The organism is Pyxidicoccus sp. M15 (assembly GCF_056858435.1).
The window spans coordinates 3,754,613-3,774,105 of sequence record NZ_CM166495.1 but is presented as its reverse complement, the minus strand read 5'-3'; the positions used below and the strand labels follow the sequence as shown (position 1 = coordinate 3,774,105).

General features: G+C 70.4%; 15 protein-coding genes. 10 read left to right on the top strand and 5 right to left on the bottom strand.

Annotated elements, in window-relative coordinates; genetic code table 11:
* Positions 1 to 94: 94 nt before the first annotated feature.
* The 3 genes from ACX9TP_RS14210 to ACX9TP_RS14200 all read left to right on the top strand — a co-directional run bounded on the left by ACX9TP_RS14210 (position 95) and on the right by ACX9TP_RS14200 (position 3,328).
* Positions 95 to 1,735 carry a sigma 54-interacting transcriptional regulator gene (locus ACX9TP_RS14210; RefSeq protein ID WP_482980263.1) on the top strand — a complete coding sequence of 547 codons (1,641 nt, stop codon included), beginning with the start codon at positions 95 to 97 and terminating at the stop codon, positions 1,733 to 1,735.
* Between the two features lie 165 nt (positions 1,736 to 1,900).
* Positions 1,901 to 2,410 carry an RNA polymerase sigma factor gene (locus ACX9TP_RS14205; RefSeq protein ID WP_482980262.1) on the top strand — a complete coding sequence of 170 codons (510 nt, stop codon included), beginning with the start codon at positions 1,901 to 1,903 and terminating at the stop codon, positions 2,408 to 2,410.
* A gap of 135 nt (positions 2,411 to 2,545) precedes the next feature.
* Positions 2,546 to 3,328: a DUF6209 family protein gene (locus ACX9TP_RS14200; protein WP_482980261.1), complete on the top strand. Its 783-nt coding sequence runs from the start codon at positions 2,546 to 2,548 to the stop codon at positions 3,326 to 3,328.
* A gap of 51 nt (positions 3,329 to 3,379) precedes the next feature.
* Here the strand turns inward: ACX9TP_RS14200 and ACX9TP_RS14195 are convergent, their stop codons facing one another.
* A complete protein-coding gene (locus ACX9TP_RS14195; protein ID WP_482980260.1) occupies positions 3,380 to 4,039 on the bottom strand; it encodes a hypothetical protein in 660 nt (219 codons plus the stop codon).
* Positions 4,039 to 6,216: a S46 family peptidase gene (locus ACX9TP_RS14190; RefSeq protein WP_482980259.1), complete on the bottom strand. Its 2,178-nt coding sequence runs from the start codon at positions 6,214 to 6,216 to the stop codon at positions 4,039 to 4,041. The genes ACX9TP_RS14195 and ACX9TP_RS14190 overlap by 1 nt, the downstream gene beginning before the upstream one ends.
* Positions 6,217 to 6,345: 129 nt before the next feature.
* Here ACX9TP_RS14190 and ACX9TP_RS14185 point away from each other — a divergent pair, with 129 nt between their 5' ends.
* Positions 6,346 to 7,083, top strand: a complete 738-nt coding sequence (locus ACX9TP_RS14185; protein WP_482980258.1) for a M50 family metallopeptidase — start codon at positions 6,346 to 6,348, stop codon at positions 7,081 to 7,083.
* Positions 7,084 to 7,169: 86 nt separating this feature from the next.
* Here the strand turns inward: ACX9TP_RS14185 and ACX9TP_RS14180 are convergent, their stop codons facing one another.
* Positions 7,170 to 7,379 carry a hypothetical protein gene (locus ACX9TP_RS14180; protein ID WP_482980257.1) on the bottom strand — a complete coding sequence of 70 codons (210 nt, stop codon included), beginning with the start codon at positions 7,377 to 7,379 and terminating at the stop codon, positions 7,170 to 7,172.
* Positions 7,380 to 7,541: 162 nt separating this feature from the next.
* Entirely contained in the window at positions 7,542 to 9,026 is a 1,485-nt protein-coding gene (locus ACX9TP_RS14175; RefSeq protein WP_482980256.1) for a glycosyltransferase, read from the bottom strand.
* A gap of 451 nt (positions 9,027 to 9,477) precedes the next feature.
* Between ACX9TP_RS14175 and cysK the strand changes: the two genes are divergently transcribed.
* Entirely contained in the window at positions 9,478 to 10,392 is a 915-nt protein-coding gene (cysK, locus tag ACX9TP_RS14170) for a cysteine synthase A (RefSeq protein WP_482980255.1), read from the top strand.
* A 48-nt stretch (positions 10,393 to 10,440) separates the two neighbouring features.
* Here cysK and ACX9TP_RS14165 read toward each other — a convergent pair whose 3' ends face one another.
* On the bottom strand, positions 10,441 to 11,097 hold the full coding sequence (locus ACX9TP_RS14165) for an MBL fold metallo-hydrolase (RefSeq protein WP_482980254.1): 657 nt from the start codon (positions 11,095 to 11,097) through the stop codon (positions 10,441 to 10,443).
* A gap of 99 nt (positions 11,098 to 11,196) precedes the next feature.
* Between ACX9TP_RS14165 and ACX9TP_RS14160 the strand changes: the two genes are divergently transcribed.
* The 5 genes from ACX9TP_RS14160 (at position 11,197) to ACX9TP_RS14140 (ending at position 19,461) form a co-directional block, all read left to right on the top strand.
* On the top strand, positions 11,197 to 11,907 hold the full coding sequence (locus tag ACX9TP_RS14160) for a hypothetical protein (protein WP_482980253.1): 711 nt from the start codon (positions 11,197 to 11,199) through the stop codon (positions 11,905 to 11,907).
* Positions 11,908 to 12,241: 334 nt separating this feature from the next.
* Positions 12,242 to 14,623: a DNA gyrase/topoisomerase IV subunit A gene (locus tag ACX9TP_RS14155; protein WP_482980252.1), complete on the top strand. Its 2,382-nt coding sequence runs from the start codon at positions 12,242 to 12,244 to the stop codon at positions 14,621 to 14,623.
* A gap of 12 nt (positions 14,624 to 14,635) precedes the next feature.
* The gene (locus tag ACX9TP_RS14150; protein ID WP_482980251.1) at positions 14,636 to 16,567 is read left to right on the top strand and encodes a DNA gyrase/topoisomerase IV subunit B; all 1,932 of its coding nucleotides are present in this window, start codon (positions 14,636 to 14,638) and stop codon (positions 16,565 to 16,567) included.
* A 125-nt stretch (positions 16,568 to 16,692) separates the two neighbouring features.
* On the top strand, positions 16,693 to 18,207 hold the full coding sequence (locus tag ACX9TP_RS14145; RefSeq protein WP_482980250.1) for a PEGA domain-containing protein: 1,515 nt from the start codon (positions 16,693 to 16,695) through the stop codon (positions 18,205 to 18,207).
* Between the two features lie 57 nt (positions 18,208 to 18,264).
* Positions 18,265 to 19,461 (top strand): PEGA domain-containing protein, encoded by a 1,197-nt coding sequence (locus tag ACX9TP_RS14140; RefSeq protein WP_482980249.1) that lies wholly within the window; start codon positions 18,265 to 18,267, stop codon positions 19,459 to 19,461.
* The last annotated feature ends 32 nt before the right edge of the window (positions 19,462 to 19,493 follow it).

Below are 19,493 nucleotides of genomic sequence, written 5' to 3'. Positions count from 1 at the left end.
GCCCGGCCCCGCGCCCTACCCGGGGCGTGGGGTTGAAAGGGGGGCACCCGCCGTGTAAAGCCCCAGGCCTACCGACCTGTCGGGAGGGGCTGGGATGCCGGAGCTGGTGTTCTTTCGTCGTGGCGAGGAGGTGTTGAGGGTGGCGGTGGACCGGGCCCGGCTGGTGCTCGGTCGCGGCGAGCAGAGCGACGTCGCCATCCCCGACCCGGAGGTGAGCCGCCAGCAGGTGGCCCTCCTGTGGGATGGCGAGCGCTGCCAGGTGGAGGACTTGTCCGGCAAGGGCACCACCGTCGCCGGGCAATCCGTCACCCGGGGTGAGCTGCCCGACGGCGCGGACCTGGCGCTGGGCCAGTGGCGCGCGGTGTTCCGCCTGCGCGCAGGCGGCGACGGCGCGGACGTCACCACCGAGGTGGGGCACACCACGTCCGTGCAGGCCCCGGACGCGAAGGCCGCGCGCTGGCAGCCGGCGCAGGTGCGCGTGAAGCAGGGGCTCAACGAGTCCGTGCACCGCTTCACGGGCGAGGGCTTCACCGCGGGCAAGGATGCCGCGTGTGATTTGGTGCTCACCGACCGCTTCGCGTCCAGCCGGCACCTCAAGGTGAGCCGGCGCGACGGCGCCTTCCACGTCGTGGACCTGCGCTCCACCAACGGCACCTGGCTGGGCCCGGTGCGCGTCTTCGAGGCGGAGGTGCCGCTGCCCACCGTGCTGCGCGTGGGCGAGACGGAGCTGGTGCTCGAGCCCGCGGCCTCGGCGGCACGCAAGGAGGTGGCGGACTTCCACGGCATCATCGGCTCGGACCCGTCGGTGCGGCAGCTGGCGGAGCTGATTGAGCGCGTGGCGCCGTCGTCCGCGGCGGTGACGGTGCTGGGCGAGTCCGGCACGGGCAAGGAGCTGGTGGCGCGCGCCATCCACGGCTGCTCGCAGCGGGCCAACCGGCCGCTCATCCCCGTCAACTGCGCGGCCATCTCCAAGGAGCTCATCGAGAGCGAGCTGTTCGGCCACGAGAAGGGCTCCTTCACCGGCGCGGCCACCGCGCGCAAGGGCGCCTTCGAGGAGGCGGACGGGGGCACGCTCTTCCTCGACGAGATTGGCGAGCTGCCGCTGGACTTGCAGGCCAAGCTGCTGCGCGCGCTGGAGGGCGGGGAAATCAAGCGCGTGGGCGCCAGCCGCCCGCTGCAGGTGGACGTGCGGGTGGTGGCGGCCACCAACCGGGATTTGCTCGCGGCCGCGCGCGAGGGCCGCTTCCGTGAGGACTTGTACTACCGGCTCTGCGTCATTCCCCTGCACCTGCCGCCGCTGCGCAGCCGCAAGGGCGACCTGCCCATGCTGGCCGAGCACTTCCTGCGCACCTATGCGCCGCGCGGGCAGGCCCTGCGCTTCACCCCGGCGGCCCTGGAGCGGCTGCAGCAGCACGCGTGGCCGGGCAACATCCGCGAGCTGCGCAACGTGGTGCACCGCGCGCTGCTGCTGCGCAAGGGGCCCGTCATCGACGCGAGCGACGTGTCCTTCGACCAGGAGCTGAACCGCGACACGGGCATCTCCGTGCCGGAGATTCCGCCCGGCATGACGCTGGAGCAGATGCTGGAGAAGCTGGAGCGGCAGATTGTTGAAGCCGCGCTGAAGCGCTGCAACAACAACCGCGAGCGCGTGGCGCGCGAGCTGGGCGTGGCGCGCTCCACCCTCTTCAAGCGGCTGAAGGACTGGGGCCTGACGAAGCAGGACGAGCAGGAGTAGCCCTGCGGGGAGGCGCGTGTCGCGCCCCAGGGAGGTGTGCGTGTCGGCCTTCCGACACGCGGGGTGAAGAAGCCCTTTTCCGGCGGGGCGATAGACCTTTCTGGCGGCTGGTGCGTTCCCACTCCTGGCAGTCCCCACCCGGGGTGTTCCAGGAGACCACCCGTCATGCACGCCGCCTTCATCTCGCTCCCTCCTCTCTCGCAGCTCTACCTGGAGCACCGTCCCCGCGCGCTGGCCATTGCCCGGCGCATCGTCGGCGACACCGACGACGCCGAGGACGTGGTGCAGGACGTCTTCGCCCGGCTGGCCCGCAGGGCCCCGGGCTTCGGTGGCCGGGCCGCGTGGACCACGTGGCTGCACAGGGTCATGGTGAACAGCAGCATCAACTGGCTGCGCGCGCGCAAGCGCCGCGAGCGGCTGAGCCATGAGCCCCAGGAGCCGCTGTCCCCCGAGCTGCTCGCGGTGGGCGCGGAGATGGAGCGCCACTTCGGCGAGGCCCTGGACGACATCAACGAGCAGCAGCGCCAGGTGCTCTACCTGCGCGAGGTGCGCGGCCTGAGCTACCCGGAGATTGCGCGCCTCCTGCGCATCCCCGAGGGCACGGTGAAGAGCACCCTGCACCGCGCCCGGCAGCGCGCGCTGACGCTCATGGAGGCCCGGGGCCAGCAGCCCTGACGCCACGTGAAGTGGGCCCCTCCTGCTAAGCAAGGAGCCGGAGGGCCCGCAGTGGGAAGCCGGGCCTTCCCGCCCTCCCGGCCCGGGGGGCTCCCGGACGGGCCCGCACCCCTGCTTCCCCAGGAGTCTCGCTTCATGCGTCGCACCTCCCTGTACCTGCTCCCGCTGCTGCTCCTCGGCACGGCGGCGGTGGCCCAGACGTCCATCCCCACCCTCACCTTCAACGACGGCGCGCTCAACTGGAGCGTCGTCCAGTCCGCGCCGCTGGTGCCCGGCGGGCAGGTGAAGATTGTCTATGACACGGACCGGCTGCCGGACTGCCGCGGCAACGCCAACGACGGCGGCCCGGGCTGGGCCGTCACCGGCTACTACCAGCTCAACGACGGCACGGTGGGCAGCTTCTTCGCCGGCGGGCGGCCGTCGTTCCCCGGCCAGTCACCGGAGGCCGTGCTGGACCTGCCCGAGGACGGCAGCCTGGCGCTGTGGTTCCAGATTTCCAGCATGTGGGGCTGCAGTGCGTGGGACTCGAACTACGGCAACAACTTCCGCTTCGACGTGGGCAGCCCGCGCATCGTCTTCAGCGGCACCTGGACGACCACCGTCTACGGGACGCTGAAGAAGGGCGGCAACGTGGTGGTGGACTACGACATCACCCGGCTGCCCTCGTGCCGCCAGACGTACAACGGCGCCCAGACGTGGGGCGTGGAGGCGCAGTACCGCTTCGACGGGGGCAGCGTGCAGGCGGCGCCGCTGACGCAGGTGGTGGGCAGCTTCGGCCGCGAGCAGGTGCCGGCCGTCATCGCCGCGCCGGCCACCGCGAACCACCTGGAATTGTGGTTCCGCAACTGGGACCGCACCTCGTGCGTGACGTGGGACTCGGCGTACGGGCAGAACTACCACTTCAACCTGGTGCCCTGAGGCACCGGTCCGGGCCGCGGGAAGCGCCTTCCGCGGCCCGGCCGGGCGTGGCTACTCGTCGCCCTTGGCGCCGACGAACTGGTCCGACTTGTCCTTGAAGAGGACGTTGAAGCTGGTGAGCGAGCCGTAGACGCGGGTGATGTAGCTCTGCATCTCCACCTTCTCCGCGTCCGACAGCTTGGGGTGCGCGTTGAGCTTCTGCTCCAGCACCCGCAGCCTGTCTCGCACCATGACGACCTTGTGGAACAGGTTGTCGATGGGCAGGTCCCGGGCCTGGAGCTCCGGGTTGCCGGGGACGAGCCGCAGCGTGCCGCCCTCCCACTTGTTGGCCAGGGGCGGCGCCTCACCCATGCCGGACGCCTCCCGGAAGATTTCCATCAGCTCTTCACGCGTCATGCTCAGCCCTTCCAGGTCCACTTCTTCTTGAGGGTCCACGCGGCGCCGCACCACCACCGGCGCCACGCTGCGCACGGAGCGCTCGCGCGAGGAGACCGCCGTCGGCAGGGGCGCGGCGCTCCCCTTGGGCACGTACTTGTCGCAGATGGGAGCGGAGGGCGGAAACATGCCGCGCCACGAGTGCAGGCGGCACGTCCCCACCCAGCCCCGCCGCTCCTCGACGGAGTGCGGGCTGAACAGCTTGCAGTTGGCGCACACCCGCTCGTCCGGCTTGAAGACGGGCAGGGGCAGCGAGCCGCTCTCCGCGTCCGCCATCAGCGCGACTCCCGCACCACGGGCGGGCCCTTGCGCACGCCCAGCTCGCGCAGCAGCGCGTCCGCGTCCTCCACCTGGTCCAGCGTCCAGAGGATGTAGCGCACGTCCACGCTGACGTTGCGGGCCACGTCCGGGTTGTAGCCGAAGTCGTTGGCCACGTTCTCCCAGACGCGGTCGAAATTCACACCGACGAGCTGGCCCTTGCCATTCACGGTGGGGCTGCCCGAGTTGCCGCCCGTGGTGTCCGCGTCCGACAGGAAGTCCACCGGCACGTCCTTCAGGCGCGGGTCCATCCAGTTGCCGTAGCGCTTCGCCTCGGCCGTCTTGGAGAACTTCTCCGGCACGTCGAAGGGCTCCTCGCCGGTGTGCTTGGCCAGCATGCCCGACAGCGTCGTCTGCGGCGTGTACACGGCGCCGTCGCGCGGCGAGTAGCCCTGCACCTTCGCGAAGGACACGCGCAGGGTGCCGTTGGCGTCCGGGGCCACCGGCTTGCCCGCGTGGGCCAGCACGGCCTTGCGCCACTCCGGCCGCAGGCGCAGCGTGGCGCCCTCGCGGCGGTCCTCCACCTCGTCCAGCGCGGTCAGCTCCTTCGCCAGGTCCAGGCCGAAGGCGAGCAGCGGGTCCTTGCGGCCCTGGAGCTGCGCCACCGTCTCGCCCGCCATCTTCATGCGCTCCGCGAGCGTCAGCACCTTGGTGCCGGCGTACATGGCATCAATCTTCGCGGCGGCGTCCTTCTCGGAGAACGTCTTGCCGAAGTGCGCGTCCACGGCGGCGATGCGCTCGTCCGGGCCCAGCGCCTGCGCGCGCCGGACGAAGGCCAGCAGCAGGCGCTTGTCCGCGGTGGGGAAGAGGTTCTTCTGCTCGCGCTCCAGCCGGTCCTTGAGGCGCGGCAGCTCGCGGTCCATGTACTCCGGACGGCGCTCCAGGTCCGGCTTCGCGTGCTCCGCGGCGAGGCGGGACAGCGTGACCGCCAGCGCCGGGCCGCGCGCCAGGCGCATCATGGAGCCCAGGAGGAACTCGCGCTCGAACACCTTCGCGTTGGCGGCCTCCTCGGCCAGCAGCGCGTCGCGCGCCTTGAGCGCCTCCGCCCACTTCGCGCCGCCCTTCTTCGCCCAGGCGGCCACCGCGGCCTCCGCCGCGTGCTGCTTCTCCACGATGCGGCCGCGCTTGAGCCCCTCGAGCTGGCCGCCCGCGTTCTTGTAGACGTTGTGCAGGCTCTTGAGCTGCGAGGCGACGGCAATCTTCCCGGCGGCGTCCTTCGCGCCCTCCTCCTCGAGGATACGGATGGCCTCGCCGAACACGTCGCGCATGCGCGGGTAGACGCGCGACTGGCGCGACGCCATCTCCTCGGCGAGCAGCGCGCGGTAGGTGCGGCCCGGGTAGCCCAGCACCATGACGAAGTCGTTGGGCTTCACGCCCTCGGTGGCCAGGGGGAAGAAGAACTCCGCCTTGTAGGGGACGTTCTTGTCGCTGTAGGGGGCGGACGTCCCGTCCGGCGCGGTGTACGCGCGGAGGATGGCGAAGTCACCGGTGTGGCGCGGCCACATCCAGTTGTCCTCCTCGCCGCCGTACTCACCCACCGCGCGGGGCGGGGCGTAGACGAGCCGCACGTCGGACAGCTCCACCGCGTCCACCAGCGTGTAGTTGAGGCCGCCGTCGAACGTCGCCACCTGGCAGCGGGTGGCGGGGCGCTTCTCGCACTCGGCGACCAGCTCCTTCTGCTTGCGCTCGATGGCGTTGTAGCGCGCGAGGTCGTCCGCGCCGGCGGGCACCGCGGCGAGCACGTCCTTCGTGACGTCCTTGAAGCTGCGCGGCACCTGCACGCGAGAGCCCTTGCCGGGCAGCTCGTCCTCGCGCTTGGACGCGAGGAAGCCGTCGGTGATGAGGTCGCGCTTCGGGGTGCTGTGCTCCTGGATGACGCCGAAGGCACAGTGGTGGTTGGTGATGACGAGGCCGGAGGAGGCAATGAAGGCGCCGGTGCAGCCCCCGACGTTGACCGCGCCCGCGAGCAGGCCGGTACCACGCTGGGGGTCCCATAGCTTCTTGGGAGGCACCTGGAGACCCTGGGCGCGAAGCCACGCGGGGTCCAGCTCCAGGACCTGCTGGGGAGTCCACTTGCCTTCACCGGCCAGGGCCGGGGCAGCCACGAGCGACAGGAGGAGAAGCGTCTTCTTCATGGTGCCTCTTCCCTACCCCGTCCGGCGCCCGCACGCGACCCCCCTTTCTTCAACGCCTTGCGGCAGGGATTTTCCAGGAACAGGGACCGGGCTTATGTGTTGGGGTGTCCCACGGGAGGGGTGCGCGCAATGAGGACCGCCAGCGGAGCACAGCTTGATTTCGGCCGGTTGGCCCTCCTCGTCCTGATGCTGGGGGTGGGATGGTACTTCTGGTACTCGCCCGTCTTCTGGCCGCTGAAGGTGCTGGTGGTGATGATGCACGAGAGCGGGCATGCGCTGGCCACGCTGCTCGTGGGGGGCTCGGTGGACCGCATCCACCTGGCGGCCAACGAGTCCGGCTCCTGCCTGTCCCGCCTGCCTCCGGGCTTCCTGGCGAAGGTGGCCGTCTACTCGGGCGGCTACCTGGGCAGCGCGGTGGCGGGCGCGGGGCTGCTGCTGGCCACGTTCCGCTTCCAGCTGCGGCGCTGGGTGCTGGGCGCGGCGTGCGTCTGGCTCACTTTGATGGGCGTGTTCTACGCGGGGGACGGCTTCACGCTGGCGTTCTGCCTGGGCACGGCGCTGGCAATGGGACTGGGCGCGAAGTTCCTGCCCGACGGCGCGGTGGACGTGCTGAACCTGTTCATCGCGGCGTTCACCGCGCTCTACGCCGTGTTCGACCTGCGGGATGACCTGTGGAACAGCGCGGTGCGCTCGCAGAGCGATGCGGCGCTGCTGGCGGACCTGACGTGGGTGCCCGCGCTGGTGTGGGCCGTGCTGTGGACCTTGCTGGCCGTGGGACTGCTGGGCGTGGCCGCCTACTGGTCCATGCACGCGAAGCCCAGGGGCCTGCAGATGCCGTCCGTGGGCGCGCGGGCGCGGCGGGTGTAGCCGAAGTCGTCGAAGGGCGCGTCCGCGGCACGGACGACGCACCCACCCGCGGATATGAATCCGCGGGCGGGCGCGGCGACAGGGACTCAGAAATCCGCGCAGATGTTCCGCACGCAGCAATTCCAACACACGGTGTGGGAACCGCCAGCGGCCTCACAGTCAGAGACACACCGGGCCATTTCCTCCGTGATGCCAGGAGTGGCAGTTACCGAAGCAACGCTGGACGCAGCGGCCGCCGCGCCTCCGATTCCCAGACCGAACAGAAACACGCTCGCGGCGATCAGGTTCTTCTTCATCTCGGACTCCTCCGGGCAGTGCACCCCACCGTGGGGCACCTGAGAAGCATACCTCGCCAAACAAGCCCCCCGAGCAACCCACAACAGACGTGCACAATTACAGAACCGAGTGAGGCTTTTTCCAACAGCCCTGCGCAAATGCCAGCTCAGACGGCATGGACCTCAATGCGTCAGGGAGGCAACACCGGCGCTCTCGGGGTGCACGTCCAGCCGCTCCAGGAGGCGTGAGAGGTCGGTGAGGTGACGGGGGCCCGTGTACTGGGCGAGCACGTCCTGATGGGCCCGTGTTCCCAGGCGCGCCGCCAGCTCGCCGTCACACAGCAGCCTGCGCACCGCGCCGGCGAACCCCGACAAGTCACCCGCGTCCTGCACCAGCAGGCCATTCACCCCGTCGACGACCTGGTCCTGGATGCCGCCCACCGCGCTGGCCACCACGGGGCGCTCCTTCCACATCGCCTCGGTGACGGTGAGCCCGAAGCCCTCCTGCAGGCTCTTCTGCACCACCACCGCCGCGTGGCGCTGGAGCGCGTTGACGATGGCGGCGTTCTCCTCCAAATCCCGCATGGGCAGACACGCCAGGTGCACGCGCTGGCGGACCGAGTGCGGCTGCTGCCGCCACAGCGCGATGACGTCGTTGAGCGTGGACGCCGCCTCGGGGTCATCCGCGACGGACGTCACCGCGGGGCCGGCGAGGACCAGGTCCGCGCGCAGGCCCGGAGCGGCGCGCGCGAGCAGCGCGAAGCCCCGCAGCACGCCCGCGGGGTCCTTCAGCGGGTCCCACCGCCCCACCTGCACCACCAGCGGCGTGTCCCCCGCCGGCGCGCAGCCCAGCCGCACGATGTCCGCCCCGCGCGCCACCCGGGCCGGCAGCCCGTCGCCCCGGGTGAAGAGGGGCTCGGGCGCGCCGGGCTCCTCCCGCAGCAGCCCCGCATGGGCGAGGATGGCGCGCGCGACGTCCGGCGCCAGGGGCTGGTTCTTCACCGCGAAGATGTCGATGGAGGGCCGGACGATGAGCGCGCGGTCCGCGCACTGCGGCGGCACGTAGGACGCGCGGGAGAAGATGGCGAGCCGCGCGGCGGAGAGCCCCGGGGCGAGGAACTCCCAGGCGCGCGCCACCTCCTCGTTGGGCGTGTCGCAGCCCACGTGGCAGCGCCACACCACGTGGGCCCCCACCGCCGCGCACGCGGGCGCGAGGCCCGCGGTCTGCGGGTCGTGCAGCAGCACCACGTCCCCGGGCCGCACCAGCGCGAGCAACTCCTCCGCGTTGTCGCGCAGCACCTCGTCGTAGAGGGCGCGCTCGACGGCCCCCAGCGACGAGCCGTCCCCGCGAGAGCCGTGCAGCGCGTGGTGCAGCCGCTTCGTCACCCGGAAGAAGTCCGGCGTGCCCTCCAGCACCATCCACCGCGCGTCCACGCCCGCCCCGCGCGCGTAGGCGAGCAGCCGGGGGAGCATCTCCGCCACGCCCCCGCCCCGGGCGGTGGAGTTCACGTTCCAGAGGGTGCGGCCCGCCATGCGGGCCCGGGCCTGCTCGACGCGCGTTTGAAGCAACTGCCAGCCCACCTCGCCGAGCAGCGGCGCGAAGCACGTCAGGGGCTCGGCACGGATGTGCACCTCGGTGGGCGCCAACATGCCGGTCGGCGTCAACATGGCGGCGAATCCCTTCCTGGCGACCACGGTGCAGGTGGAACGGAGCTTCCATTCCGCCGCACCCGCGCGCCCGAGCACCGGGGCCTCCCCAGGGGGCCCCGTGAGGGGAAGGTGGGCGCGAGAGGCGGGGCGCGGCACTGCGCCCGGAATCAGGCACCGGGAGGGCGGATTGACTGGCCCCTTCCCGGCGGAACGGATTGACGGCCGGCAGCCCGGGCGCCCATAGTTCCAGGTGAATGTCGCTCCCGCTCCCCACGACTGGCGCTCAGTGCTGCTGCTGCTGCCGCGTGGCGTGTGCCTGCTGCTGTCTGGCGGGCCCCGAGCACTGGGAGAGCGCGTAGAGCGTTCCTGAAATCTCTCCCGTCGCTCGCGCGGCCCGCCCTCCAAAGAGGTGTCGGGCCGCTTCCATTTTCACGTCCCCGTTGTCCCTTCCCACCTGGAGGCAGACCCCATGAAGGCAGCCAACATCCTGCAGACCATCGGCAACACCCCGCACGTGCGGCTCAACCGCCTCTTCTCCCCGCGCGTGGAGGTGTGGGTGAAGCTGGAGCGCGCCAACCCGGGCGGCAGCATCAAGGACCGCATCGCCCTGTCGATGATTGAGGACGCCGAGTCCCGCGGCGTGCTCACGAAGGAGAGCGTCATCATCGAGCCGACCTCCGGCAACACGGGCATCGGCCTGGCCGTGGTCGCCGCGGTGAAGGGCTATCCGCTCACCCTCGTCATGCCCGAGTCGATGAGCATCGAGCGGCGCCGGCTCATGGCGGCCTACGGCGCCAAGCTGGAGCTCACCCCGCGCGCGCAGGGCATGAAGGGCGCGATTGCCAGGGCGCAGGAATTGGTGGCGCAGACGCCCCACGCGTGGATGCCGCAGCAGTTCGAGAACGCCGCCAACGTGGAGGTGCACAAGCGCACCACCGCGCGCGAAATCCTCCAGGACTTCCCCGAGGGCCTCGACTACCTGATTACGGGCGTGGGCACGGGCGGCCACATCACCGGCGTGGCCGAGGTGCTCAAGGACCGCTTCCCGAAGCTGAAGGTCTTCGCCGTGGAGCCGGTGAAGTCCCCGGTGCTCAGCGGCGGCCAGCCGGGCCCGCACCCCATCCAGGGCATCGGCGCGGGCTTCATCCCGAAAATCCTCCGCACCGAGGTGCTCGACGGCATCATCCAGATTCCCGAGGAGGAGGCCTTCGACTACGCGCGGCGGGCCGCGAAGGAGGAGGGCATCTTCCTCGGCATCTCCTCGGGCGCGTCGCTCGCGGCCGTGCAGCGCAAGCTGGCGGAGGTGCCGGACGGCAGCCGCGTGCTGACGTTCAACTACGACACCGGCGAGCGCTACCTCTCCATCGAGAACCTGTTCGCCTGACGTCGCGAAGGCCCCACGCGCCCGGGGAGTCCCCCCGGGCGCCGGGCGCTACTTCCTCGGCCGCATCCGGAACGCCACGAACGACGCCACGTCGTCGAAAGCGAAGTACGGGTTCTTCTTGCGCACCTCGGCCATGGACGTCACCGGCACGTCCGCGTAGTCGTGCCCCGGCCACAGCTTCGCGGTGTCCGGCACCTTCAGGAGCACCTGGGACAGCGAGCGGTACATCTCCTCCGGGTTGCCGCCGCTCATGTCGCACCGGCCGCAGCCGTTGATGAACACCGTGTCCCCGGACACCAGCGCGTCCCCCGCCAGCAGGCAGTGCGAGCCCGGCGTGTGCCCCGGCGTGTGCAGCGCCTGGAAGTCCTCCGGCCCCACCTTCACCACGTCCCCCGGCCCCACCGGACGCAGCGCGTCACCCAGCTCACGCAGCTCGGCGGAGAACTCCAGCTCCTCGCGCTGCGCGTACACGGGCACGTCATGCCGCGTCAGCAAATCTGGCAGCCCGTTGATGTGGTCGAAGTGACAGTGCGAGACGAAGGCGCCGACGAGCCGCTTCCCCTCCTCCTGCACCACCCGTTCAATCGCCTCCACGTCCCACGCCGGGTCCACCACCAGCACCTCGTTCGAGTGGGCCGGCCCCACCAGGTACACGAAGTTGTCCATGGGCCCGAGCTTGAGCTGCCGCACATACGGATTGCGCATCGCGTTCCTCCTCCACCCGCCCACTCTAACGTCGGGACTTGATGCCGCGGTCCCCTTCCCACTTGAATACGCCCCCCGGCTCCCGAGGAGGTCCCCCCCGTGAAGCGCCCGCTGCCGCTGCTCGTCTGCACCCTGCTCGCCAGCACCAGCGTCGCGGCGAAGGAGAAGCCGACCTTCCGCTACACCGCCCCGCCGGATGGCGAGCGGCCCGTCATCGTCGACGCCACCGTCGGCCCCCAGGGCAGCGACTTCGCCATGCGCCTGCGCTTCGACCGCGAGCCCTGGGGCGAGGCCTGCAAGAACCGCTGCGCCAACGCCACCCTCCTGCTGGACACGGACTCCAGCAAGCAGACGGGCCTGCAACTGACGCAACCCGGCCCCGCCAACGGCGCCGACGTGGCCATCGTCATCCAGGGCGTCCGCGAGGCCGCGGACGAGGACGGCACCCCGCCGGAGACCTGGCTGCGCGTGAAGGTCCGCCTGCTCGCCAACGACGCGCGCTCCGCGGATGACGGCGAATTGCTCGCCGAGCTCAACCACCGCCAGGACACCGAGCGGCTCCACGTGGACGACAAGACGGTCTACCTCCTCATGGACGCCACCAGCCCCGCGATTCCGTCCGCCCGCAAGGTGCGCGTCGTGTACCAGCCGCCGGGGGCCAAGGCCGTCCAGGCCACCATCCCCGGGATGATCGGCGGCGGGGGCAGCCGCGGCGTCCGCATCTTCAAGGACGGAAGCTGGGGCCGGGCCCGCGACGCGGACCCCCGCAAGCCCAAGCCGCCCGCCTCCCCTACCGGCGACAACGGCTAGCTCGCCGTCCGGACGCCCCCGGCCAGGTCGCCTTCGGGCGGCCACGCCGGGTCCGGTACTCCCCACACCCACCGTCCCGTCCCCACAGCGACCAGTCAGGCCCACAACCTCGGAATTTCGCGGGGTTGGCGGTGGGTTCTACTGGAGCGCAGGACTATACGGACGTATAGGTGGGCGTACCCTGAGCGTGCGCAACCCCCCGAATTCGTTCCCAATGTCAGGGGGCCATGGTAGTCCCGCCGCCCTGTTACATACCTTCCGGACCCGGAAGTGAGGAGTGCGCGGGCCGCGCGCCGCGTTCGGGTACGAGGCGTTCTCACCTGGATTGATGACCATGCTCGCAGAAGCCGAAACGAAGACGCGAAAGAAGCAGGGGGCCGGGGGTGGCGGCGGCGGTGGCGGTGGCTCCGCGGCCGGTGGCGGCGGTGGGGAGAACTCCGTCCCGGCCTCGCTGGCTGACGAGGCGCGTCGCCGGTACATCAACTACGCCCTCTCCGTCATCACCTCGCGCGCCCTGCCGGACGTGCGGGACGGCCTCAAGCCGGTGCAGCGCCGCATCCTCTTCGGCATGTACCACGACCACCACCTCACCCATGACGCGAAGTACCAGAAGTCCGCCAAGGTGGTGGGCAGCGTCATGGGCCAGTACCACCCGCACGGCGACGCCTCCATCTACGAGGCCCTCGTGCGCATGGCGCAGGACTTCTCCCTGCGCTACCCGCTGGTGGACGGCCACGGCAACTTCGGCTCCATGGACGGCGATGGCGCCGCGGCCATGCGCTACACCGAGTGCCGCCTGGCGACCCTGGCCAGCGAGCTGCTCAAGGAGCTGGGCCGCAAGACGGTGGCCTTCCGGCCCACCTATGACGGCTCGCTGCAGGAGCCCGTCGTCATCCCCGCCCGCGTGCCGCAGCTGCTCATGAACGGCACCACCGGCATCGCCGTGGGCATGGCCACCAACATCCCGCCCCACCACCTGGGCGAGCTGGTGGACGCGCTGGTGGCGCTGATCGAGGACCCGAAGCTCGTCACCAAGGACCTGATGAAGTGGGTCAAGGGGCCGGACTTCCCCACGGGCGCGCAGGTGCTCAACAGCAAGCCCGAGCTGCGGGAAATCTACGAGACGGGCCAGGGCAGCATCCGCATCCGCGGCGAGTACAAGCTGGAGGACCTGAAGCGCGGCGGCCAGCAGATCATCGTCACCTCCATCCCCTACACGGTGAACAAGTCCACCCTCGTGGCCAAGATTGGCGAGCTGGTGCGCGAGCGGAAGATGCCGCTCATCACCGACGTGCGCGACGAGTCCACCAAGGACGTGCGCATCGTCCTGGAGCTGAAGAAGGACGCCAACGCCGAGCTGGTGATGGCGTACCTCTACAAGCAGACGGCGCTGCAGACGAACTTCGGCGTCAACATGACGTGCCTCGTCCCCAACAAGGACAACCCCGAGGTCTGCACCCCGGAGCGGCTGGACCTCAAGTCCATCCTCCAGTACTTCCTCGACTTCCGCTTCGACGTCGTGACGAAGCGCTTCCAGCACGAGCTGGGGGAGCTGCAGCGGCGCGTCCACATCCTCGAGGGCTTCGAGAAGGTCTACGACGCGCTCGACGAGATGATTCGCATCATCCGCGCGTCCGAGGGCAAGCAGGACGCGGCGAAGAAGCTCATCGCCCGCTTCAAGCTGGACGAGCTCCAGGTGGACGCCATCCTGGAGATGAAGCTCTACAAGCTGGCCCGCCTGGAAATCCTCGTCGTGGAGAAGGAGCTCAAGGAGAAGCGCGCGGAGATCAAGCGCATCGAGGCCATCCTCCGGGACAAGAAGAAGGTCTGGGGCACCGTCAAGGACGAGCTGACGGAGCTCAAGACGCAGTACAACGACAAGCGCCGCACCCGCATCGGCGGCGCGGGCTCCGAGGAGATTGAGTTCAGCGAGGAGGCCCTCATCGCCGACGAGGACGCCCACGTGGTCCTCACCCGCGATGGCTGGGTCAAGCGCATGCGCGAGGTGAAGGACCCGTCCTCCACCCGCCTGCGCGAGGGCGACGCCGTCATGGCGGTGCTCGCCGGCAGCCTCAAGGCCAACCTGGTGCTGTTCAGCAACTTCGGCACCGCGTACGTCACCCGCTTCAACGACGTGCCCGCCTCCTCGGGCTACGGCGAGCCGGTGCAGAAGTTCTTCAAGTTCGACGACGGCGAGCGCGTCGTGGCCGCCCTGTCACTGGACGCGCGGCTGCCCCGCACGGAGAAGCTCATCGGCGTGACGAAGCACGGCCTGGGCATGCGCTTCCTGCTGGAGCCGCACCTGGAGGTGTCCACGCGCGCCGGCCGCCGCTACGCGAAGACGGGCGAGGGCGACGAAATCATCGGCGTGCAGCCGGTGGGTGAGAAGGACCTGCTGGCGGTGCTCACGCGCAAGACGAATGCGCTGGTGTGCAAGGTGGCCGAGGTGAACGAGCTGGCGGGGCCCGGCAAGGGCGTCACCGTCATCAAGGTGGACGATTCCGACGGCGTGGTGGACTTCCTCGTCGCCCCGCCGAGCCAGAAGGACGCGAAGCTCGAGTTCGAGACGCAGAAGGGCCGCCAGCTGCACCTGTCCCCGGCGAAGTACGAGGTGACGGGCCGCGGCGGCAAGGGCCACGAGATGTCGCGGAAGGACGCGGTGGAGAAGGTGGCGAAGCCCATCGCCTTCATCCAACTGCCCGAGAAGAAGGACTAGCCAGAGGAAGCCATGGCGACGAAGAAGGAAAGCTACACAGGCGCGGACATCCAGGTCCTCGAGGGCCTGGAGCCCGTGCGCAAGCGCCCCGCGATGTACATCGGCGGCACCGACAGCACCGGCTATCACCACCTGCTGTGGGAAATCCTCGACAACTCGGTGGACGAGGTCATCAACGGCTTCGCGACCACCGTGGAAGTGACGCTCCACAAGGACGGGCGCAGCATCACCGTGGTGGACAACGGGCGCGGCATCCCCGTGGACATCATGCCCAAGCACAAGAAGCCGGCCGTGGAGGTCATCCTCACGACGCTCCACGCGGGCGGCAAGTTCGAGCAGGGCAACTACATCCACTCGGGCGGTCTGCACGGCGTGGGCAGCTCGGTGGTGAACGCGCTCGCGCGCAAGCTCGTCGTGGAGATCAAGCGCGACGGCAAGAAGCACGTGCAGAACTACGCGCGCGGCCGGGCCACCACCCCGCTGAAGGTGGAGGGCCCCTGCCGCGGCACGGGCACGTCCGTCACCTTCGAGCCGGACCCGGAGATTTTCGGCGAGAAGCTGAAGTTCGACGCGGAGACGGTGCGCGAGCGGCTGGAGGCCAAGAGCTACCTGCACAAGGGCATGACCGTCATCTGGCGGGACGACACGGCCCACCCGCACACGCACGTGACGTACAAGCACGACGGCGGCATCGCCGAGTACCTCACGAAGGTGGTGGCGGAGCGGCAGAAGCCGCTGGTGCCTCCGGGCAGCGCGACGTTCTACCACTCGCGTGACAACGGGGTGCGGCTGGAGGCCTCGCTGGCGTGGACGGAGGCCACGGACGAGCACATCCGCTCGTACGTCAACGGCATCCCCACCAACCTGGGCGGCACGCACGAAGGCGGCCTGCGCGCCGCCGTCGTCAAGGCGGTGCGCAACTACATCGAGACGCACAACCTGACGCCCAAGGGCGTGACACTCACCGCGGAGGACATCCGCGAGGGCATGGTGGCCATTCTGTCCACCTACGTGGTGGAGCCCCAGTTCCAGGGCCAGACGAAGGGCCGCCTCAACAACCCCGAAGTCACCGCCCAGGTGGACGGCGTGCTGCGTCCGGCGCTGGAGAAGTGGCTCAACGACAACAAGTCCATCGCCGAGGCGGTGGTGGCCCGCATCATCCTCGCCGCCCGCGCGCGCGAGGCCAGCCGCGCCGCGTCCCAGGCCATCAGCCGCAAGACGGCCGTCAGCCACCGGCTCAACCTGCCGGGCAAGCTGGCGGACTGCTCCTCGACCGACCCGGGCCTGAGCGAGCTGTTCATCGTGGAAGGTGACTCCGCAGGCGGCTCCGCGAAGCAGGGCCGCGACAGGCGCACCCAGGCCATCCTCCCGCTGCGCGGAAAGGTGCTCAACGCGGAGCAGGCGTCCACGGACAAGGTGACGACGAACAAGGAGCTGCAGGACATCGTCTCCGCGCTGGGCTGCGGCATCGGCTCGGACTTCGACGTCACCAAGCTGCGCTACGGGCGCGTCTTCCTGCTCATGGACGCGGACAGCGACGGCCACCACATCGCCACGCTGCTGCTCACCTTCTTCTACCGGCACCTGCGCCCGCTGATTGAAGGCGGCACCATCCACATCGCCCAGCCGCCCCTGTACCGGGTGGACATCGGCAAGGAGACGTACTGGGCGCTGGACGAGGCCGACCGGGACCGCATCATCCGGGAGAAGACCAAGGGCAACGCGAAGCCGAACATCATGCGCTTCAAGGGCCTGGGTGAGATGACGCCGGACGAGCTGAAGGAGACGACGCTCGACCCCAAGAATCGGATGAGCCTGCGCGTCACCATCGACAACCCGCTCGACACGGACCGCCTCATCAACGACCTGATGGGTAAGGACGTGAGCGCCCGCTTCAAGTTCATCATGGAGCGCGCCAGCGAGGTCCAGGACCTGGACGTCTAGGCCCCTTCGGGCCCGGCAGGACGGCCCGCGCCCAAGGGGTGCGGGTCGTTCTCCACCCCGGGAGGGTCCCCAAGACGGGCCGGGACTTGTGAGGAAGCCCCCCTGCTCGGCTAGGCTCCGGCGCCGTGAACACGTTCCGCCGATTCGCCCTGCTCCTCGCGCTGCTCCTGGCCGTCCTCCCCGCGCATGCCCAGACCACCCGGAAGAAGGCCAGCAAGAAGAGGCCGGCCGTCACCAAGTCGGTGAAGAAGAAGGCACCGCCCAAGAAGAAGAAGGTGCCGGTCACCGAGGAGACCAACACGGCGGACACCGGGGACGTGACGCCGACGGAGCCCATGGTCTTCGGCGAGCCCGACGCGAAGCCCGCGGAGAACGAGACGCCGGTGACGCCGCTGGAGAAGCCGGCGACGCCCGCCGTGGCCACCCCGGTGGTGCCGGAGCCCGCGCCCGCCGTGGCGAAGCCCGTCCTGGAGAAGCCGGCCCTGCTGACGGCCTCCGGCACGGTGGCGCTGTTCGCCGTGGCGCGCACGCCCGCGGCGGAGGACGCGGCGGTGAAGCTGGAGGGTGAGCTGCTGCGCCACCTGGGCACCGGCGTGGAGCTGGTGGACCTGGGGGCGGCCTTCCCGCCGCCGTCGCCCGTGCCGCTGACGAAGGCGGACACCCTCTTCGAGGAGGGCCGCACCGCCTACGACAACCTGGACCCCGAGGCCGCGGAGGCGAAGTTCAAGGCGGCGGCGGAGGCCTACACCCAGGCCCCGGCGGAGCTGAGCACGGAGCGGCTGGCGCAGGCCTACATCTTCCTGGGCGCCTCGCGGCAGCTCAACGGGGACATGATGGGCGCCAAGGAGGCCTTCACCCACGCCGCGGTGGCCGAGCCCTCCGCCCGTCCGGACAGCGCCCTCTTCAGCCAGGAGGTGCAGAAGGCCTACGACGAGGCTCGCACCGCCGTGAGGGGACTGCCCGCGGGCACGCTGGCGGTGGAGTCGCAGCCGGCTGGCGCCGAGGTGCGGGTGCGCGGCCAGAAGCTGGGCGTCACGCCCCTGAGGGCGGTGGAGGTGCCCGCCGGCCAGCACCCGGTGATGGTGCAGCTGCCCGGCTATGCGCCGTACGCCACCTACGCGGAGGTGAAGTCCTCCGCCCCCACCCAGCTGAAGGCGAAGCTGGAGCCCGCGCCGGGCCTGTCCGCCGTGCGTGACGCCGCCGCCAAGGCGGCGACCGAGCGCGCCTTCGACCAGGACGTCGTCCCCGCCGAGGCGCGCGCGATTGGCGAGCGGCTGGGCGCCCGCTACGTGGTGCTGGCCGCGGTGTCCCGCGACAAGAAGGGCCGCGCCGAGGCGGAGCTGCAGGCGTGGGACCTGAAGTCCAAGGCGCGGCTGCGCGGCGTGGAAATCGAGCTGGCGTCGCGCGACGCGAAGCAAGGCACGGCCGCCGCGGCGGACCAGGTGCGCGACTTCGTCACCGGCTCCACGGCGCCCCGCGTCTCGGAGCGCGGCGGCAGCTCGGGCAACTCGCTGCTGAAGCGGCCCGCCTTCTGGGCCGTGGTGGGCGGCGTGGCCGCGGTGACGGCGGGCGCGGTGTTCGTGGCCACCCAGGACAAGGGCCGCGGCTGGCACCCCGTGAGTGGCGGCGTCGGCTTCTAGAGGCGCAGGGATTGAATGAATGGCGGGCGGCTCGCGTCGCCCGTGTCGAGGTACCCCATGAAAGCCCTTCTCCTCGCCCTCCTCCCGACGCTGGCCCTGGCCGCCCCGCCTTCCGCGCCGCGCATCTCCAGCCTCGTCGTGCCCATGGACCCGGCCTCCGAGTCCGCGAGCGTGCAGATGGAGGGCTACATGAATGACGCCCTCGGCAACTTCGCCGGCTTCACCGTGCGCAAGCCCGAGGCGCTGTTCGGCATGCCGGAGGACACGGCGGCCAAGGCGGCCCTGGACAAGGCGCGCAAGGGCCTGTCGGAGAGCGTCGCCGCCTTCGACAAGAAGGAGTACGAGGACGCGGAGAAGAAGGTCCGCGCCACCCTCAAGACGCTGGACGCCGCGGCGGGCGCCATGCGCGGCTGCTCGCCCTTGTGTGAGTCGCTGGCCCTCTACGGCGCGCTGCTGCAACTGCGCGGCGACGTGGAGGAGGCGAAGCTGGTGCTGATTGACCTGATTGCCCTCAACCCCAACTTCGAGCTGAACCCCAAGCGCTTCGGCCGCGACTACCTCGCCCTGCGCGTGCAGGTGGCCACCGGCCGCACCTCGCAGCTGCGCGGCGGCGCCACGGTGAAGTCGCGGCCCGCGGGCGCGCGGGTGTACCTGGACGGCGAGCTGGTGGGCCACACCCCGGTGACGCTGTCCACGCTGCCCATCGGCAAGCACCTCTTGCGGCTGGAGCGCCCCGGCTTCCGCCAGCACGGGCAGCTCCTGGAGGTGACGCCGGACGACGTGGAGGTGAGCGCGGACCTGGTGCCCACGCCCGAGTACAAGGCCTATGACGTGCAGCTGGACCGCGTGGCCGGCGAGGTGATTCGCGGCGCGGCGAAGGCCTCCGGGGTGACGGCCATGGGCCAGTCGCTGGGGCTGGAGCGCGCCATGGTGGGCACGCTGAAGGCGCTGGAGGACGGCTCGGAGCTGTCCCTGGGCTACTACGACGTCAAGAGCGGCAAGCGGATTGGCGGCCGGCGCGTGGTGCTCCAGGGTGATGAGTTCGGCCAGCTGAAGAACGAGCTGGAGCGCATGGTGAATCAGCTGGTGAACACGACCGGCGAGAAGGTGTCGCGCAGCTCGGACCCCCTGGACAACCGCGGCGGCACCGAGGACTGGAGCGCCGAGGACCGCGGCGGCAAGACGAAGGCCTCGGAGAAGAAGAAGAAAGGCGACGACCCGCTGGACGGGGTGTCCGGAACCGAGGATTGGTGACGCGCGGCGCTTGTCCCGGGGCGCTCGGCGCC

Coding starts and splice junctions, on each gene's coding strand:
- ACX9TP_RS14210 (WP_482980263.1), top strand. CDS start 95: ATGCCGGAGCTGGTGTTCTTTCGTCGTGGCGAGGAGGTGTTGAGGGTG.
- ACX9TP_RS14205 (WP_482980262.1), top strand. CDS start 1,901: ATGCACGCCGCCTTCATCTCGCTCCCTCCTCTCTCGCAGCTCTACCTG.
- ACX9TP_RS14200 (WP_482980261.1), top strand. CDS start 2,546: ATGCGTCGCACCTCCCTGTACCTGCTCCCGCTGCTGCTCCTCGGCACG.
- ACX9TP_RS14195 (WP_482980260.1), bottom strand. CDS start 4,039: ATGGCGGACGCGGAGAGCGGCTCGCTGCCCCTGCCCGTCTTCAAGCCG.
- ACX9TP_RS14190 (WP_482980259.1), bottom strand. CDS start 6,216: ATGAAGAAGACGCTTCTCCTCCTGTCGCTCGTGGCTGCCCCGGCCCTG.
- ACX9TP_RS14185 (WP_482980258.1), top strand. CDS start 6,346: ATGAGGACCGCCAGCGGAGCACAGCTTGATTTCGGCCGGTTGGCCCTC.
- ACX9TP_RS14180 (WP_482980257.1), bottom strand. CDS start 7,379: ATGAAGAAGAACCTGATCGCCGCGAGCGTGTTTCTGTTCGGTCTGGGA.
- ACX9TP_RS14175 (WP_482980256.1), bottom strand. CDS start 9,026: ATGTTGACGCCGACCGGCATGTTGGCGCCCACCGAGGTGCACATCCGT.
- cysK (WP_482980255.1), top strand. CDS start 9,478: ATGAAGGCAGCCAACATCCTGCAGACCATCGGCAACACCCCGCACGTG.
- ACX9TP_RS14165 (WP_482980254.1), bottom strand. CDS start 11,097: ATGCGCAATCCGTATGTGCGGCAGCTCAAGCTCGGGCCCATGGACAAC.
- ACX9TP_RS14155 (WP_482980252.1), top strand. CDS start 12,242: ATGCTCGCAGAAGCCGAAACGAAGACGCGAAAGAAGCAGGGGGCCGGG.
- ACX9TP_RS14150 (WP_482980251.1), top strand. CDS start 14,636: ATGGCGACGAAGAAGGAAAGCTACACAGGCGCGGACATCCAGGTCCTC.
- ACX9TP_RS14140 (WP_482980249.1), top strand. CDS start 18,265: ATGAAAGCCCTTCTCCTCGCCCTCCTCCCGACGCTGGCCCTGGCCGCC.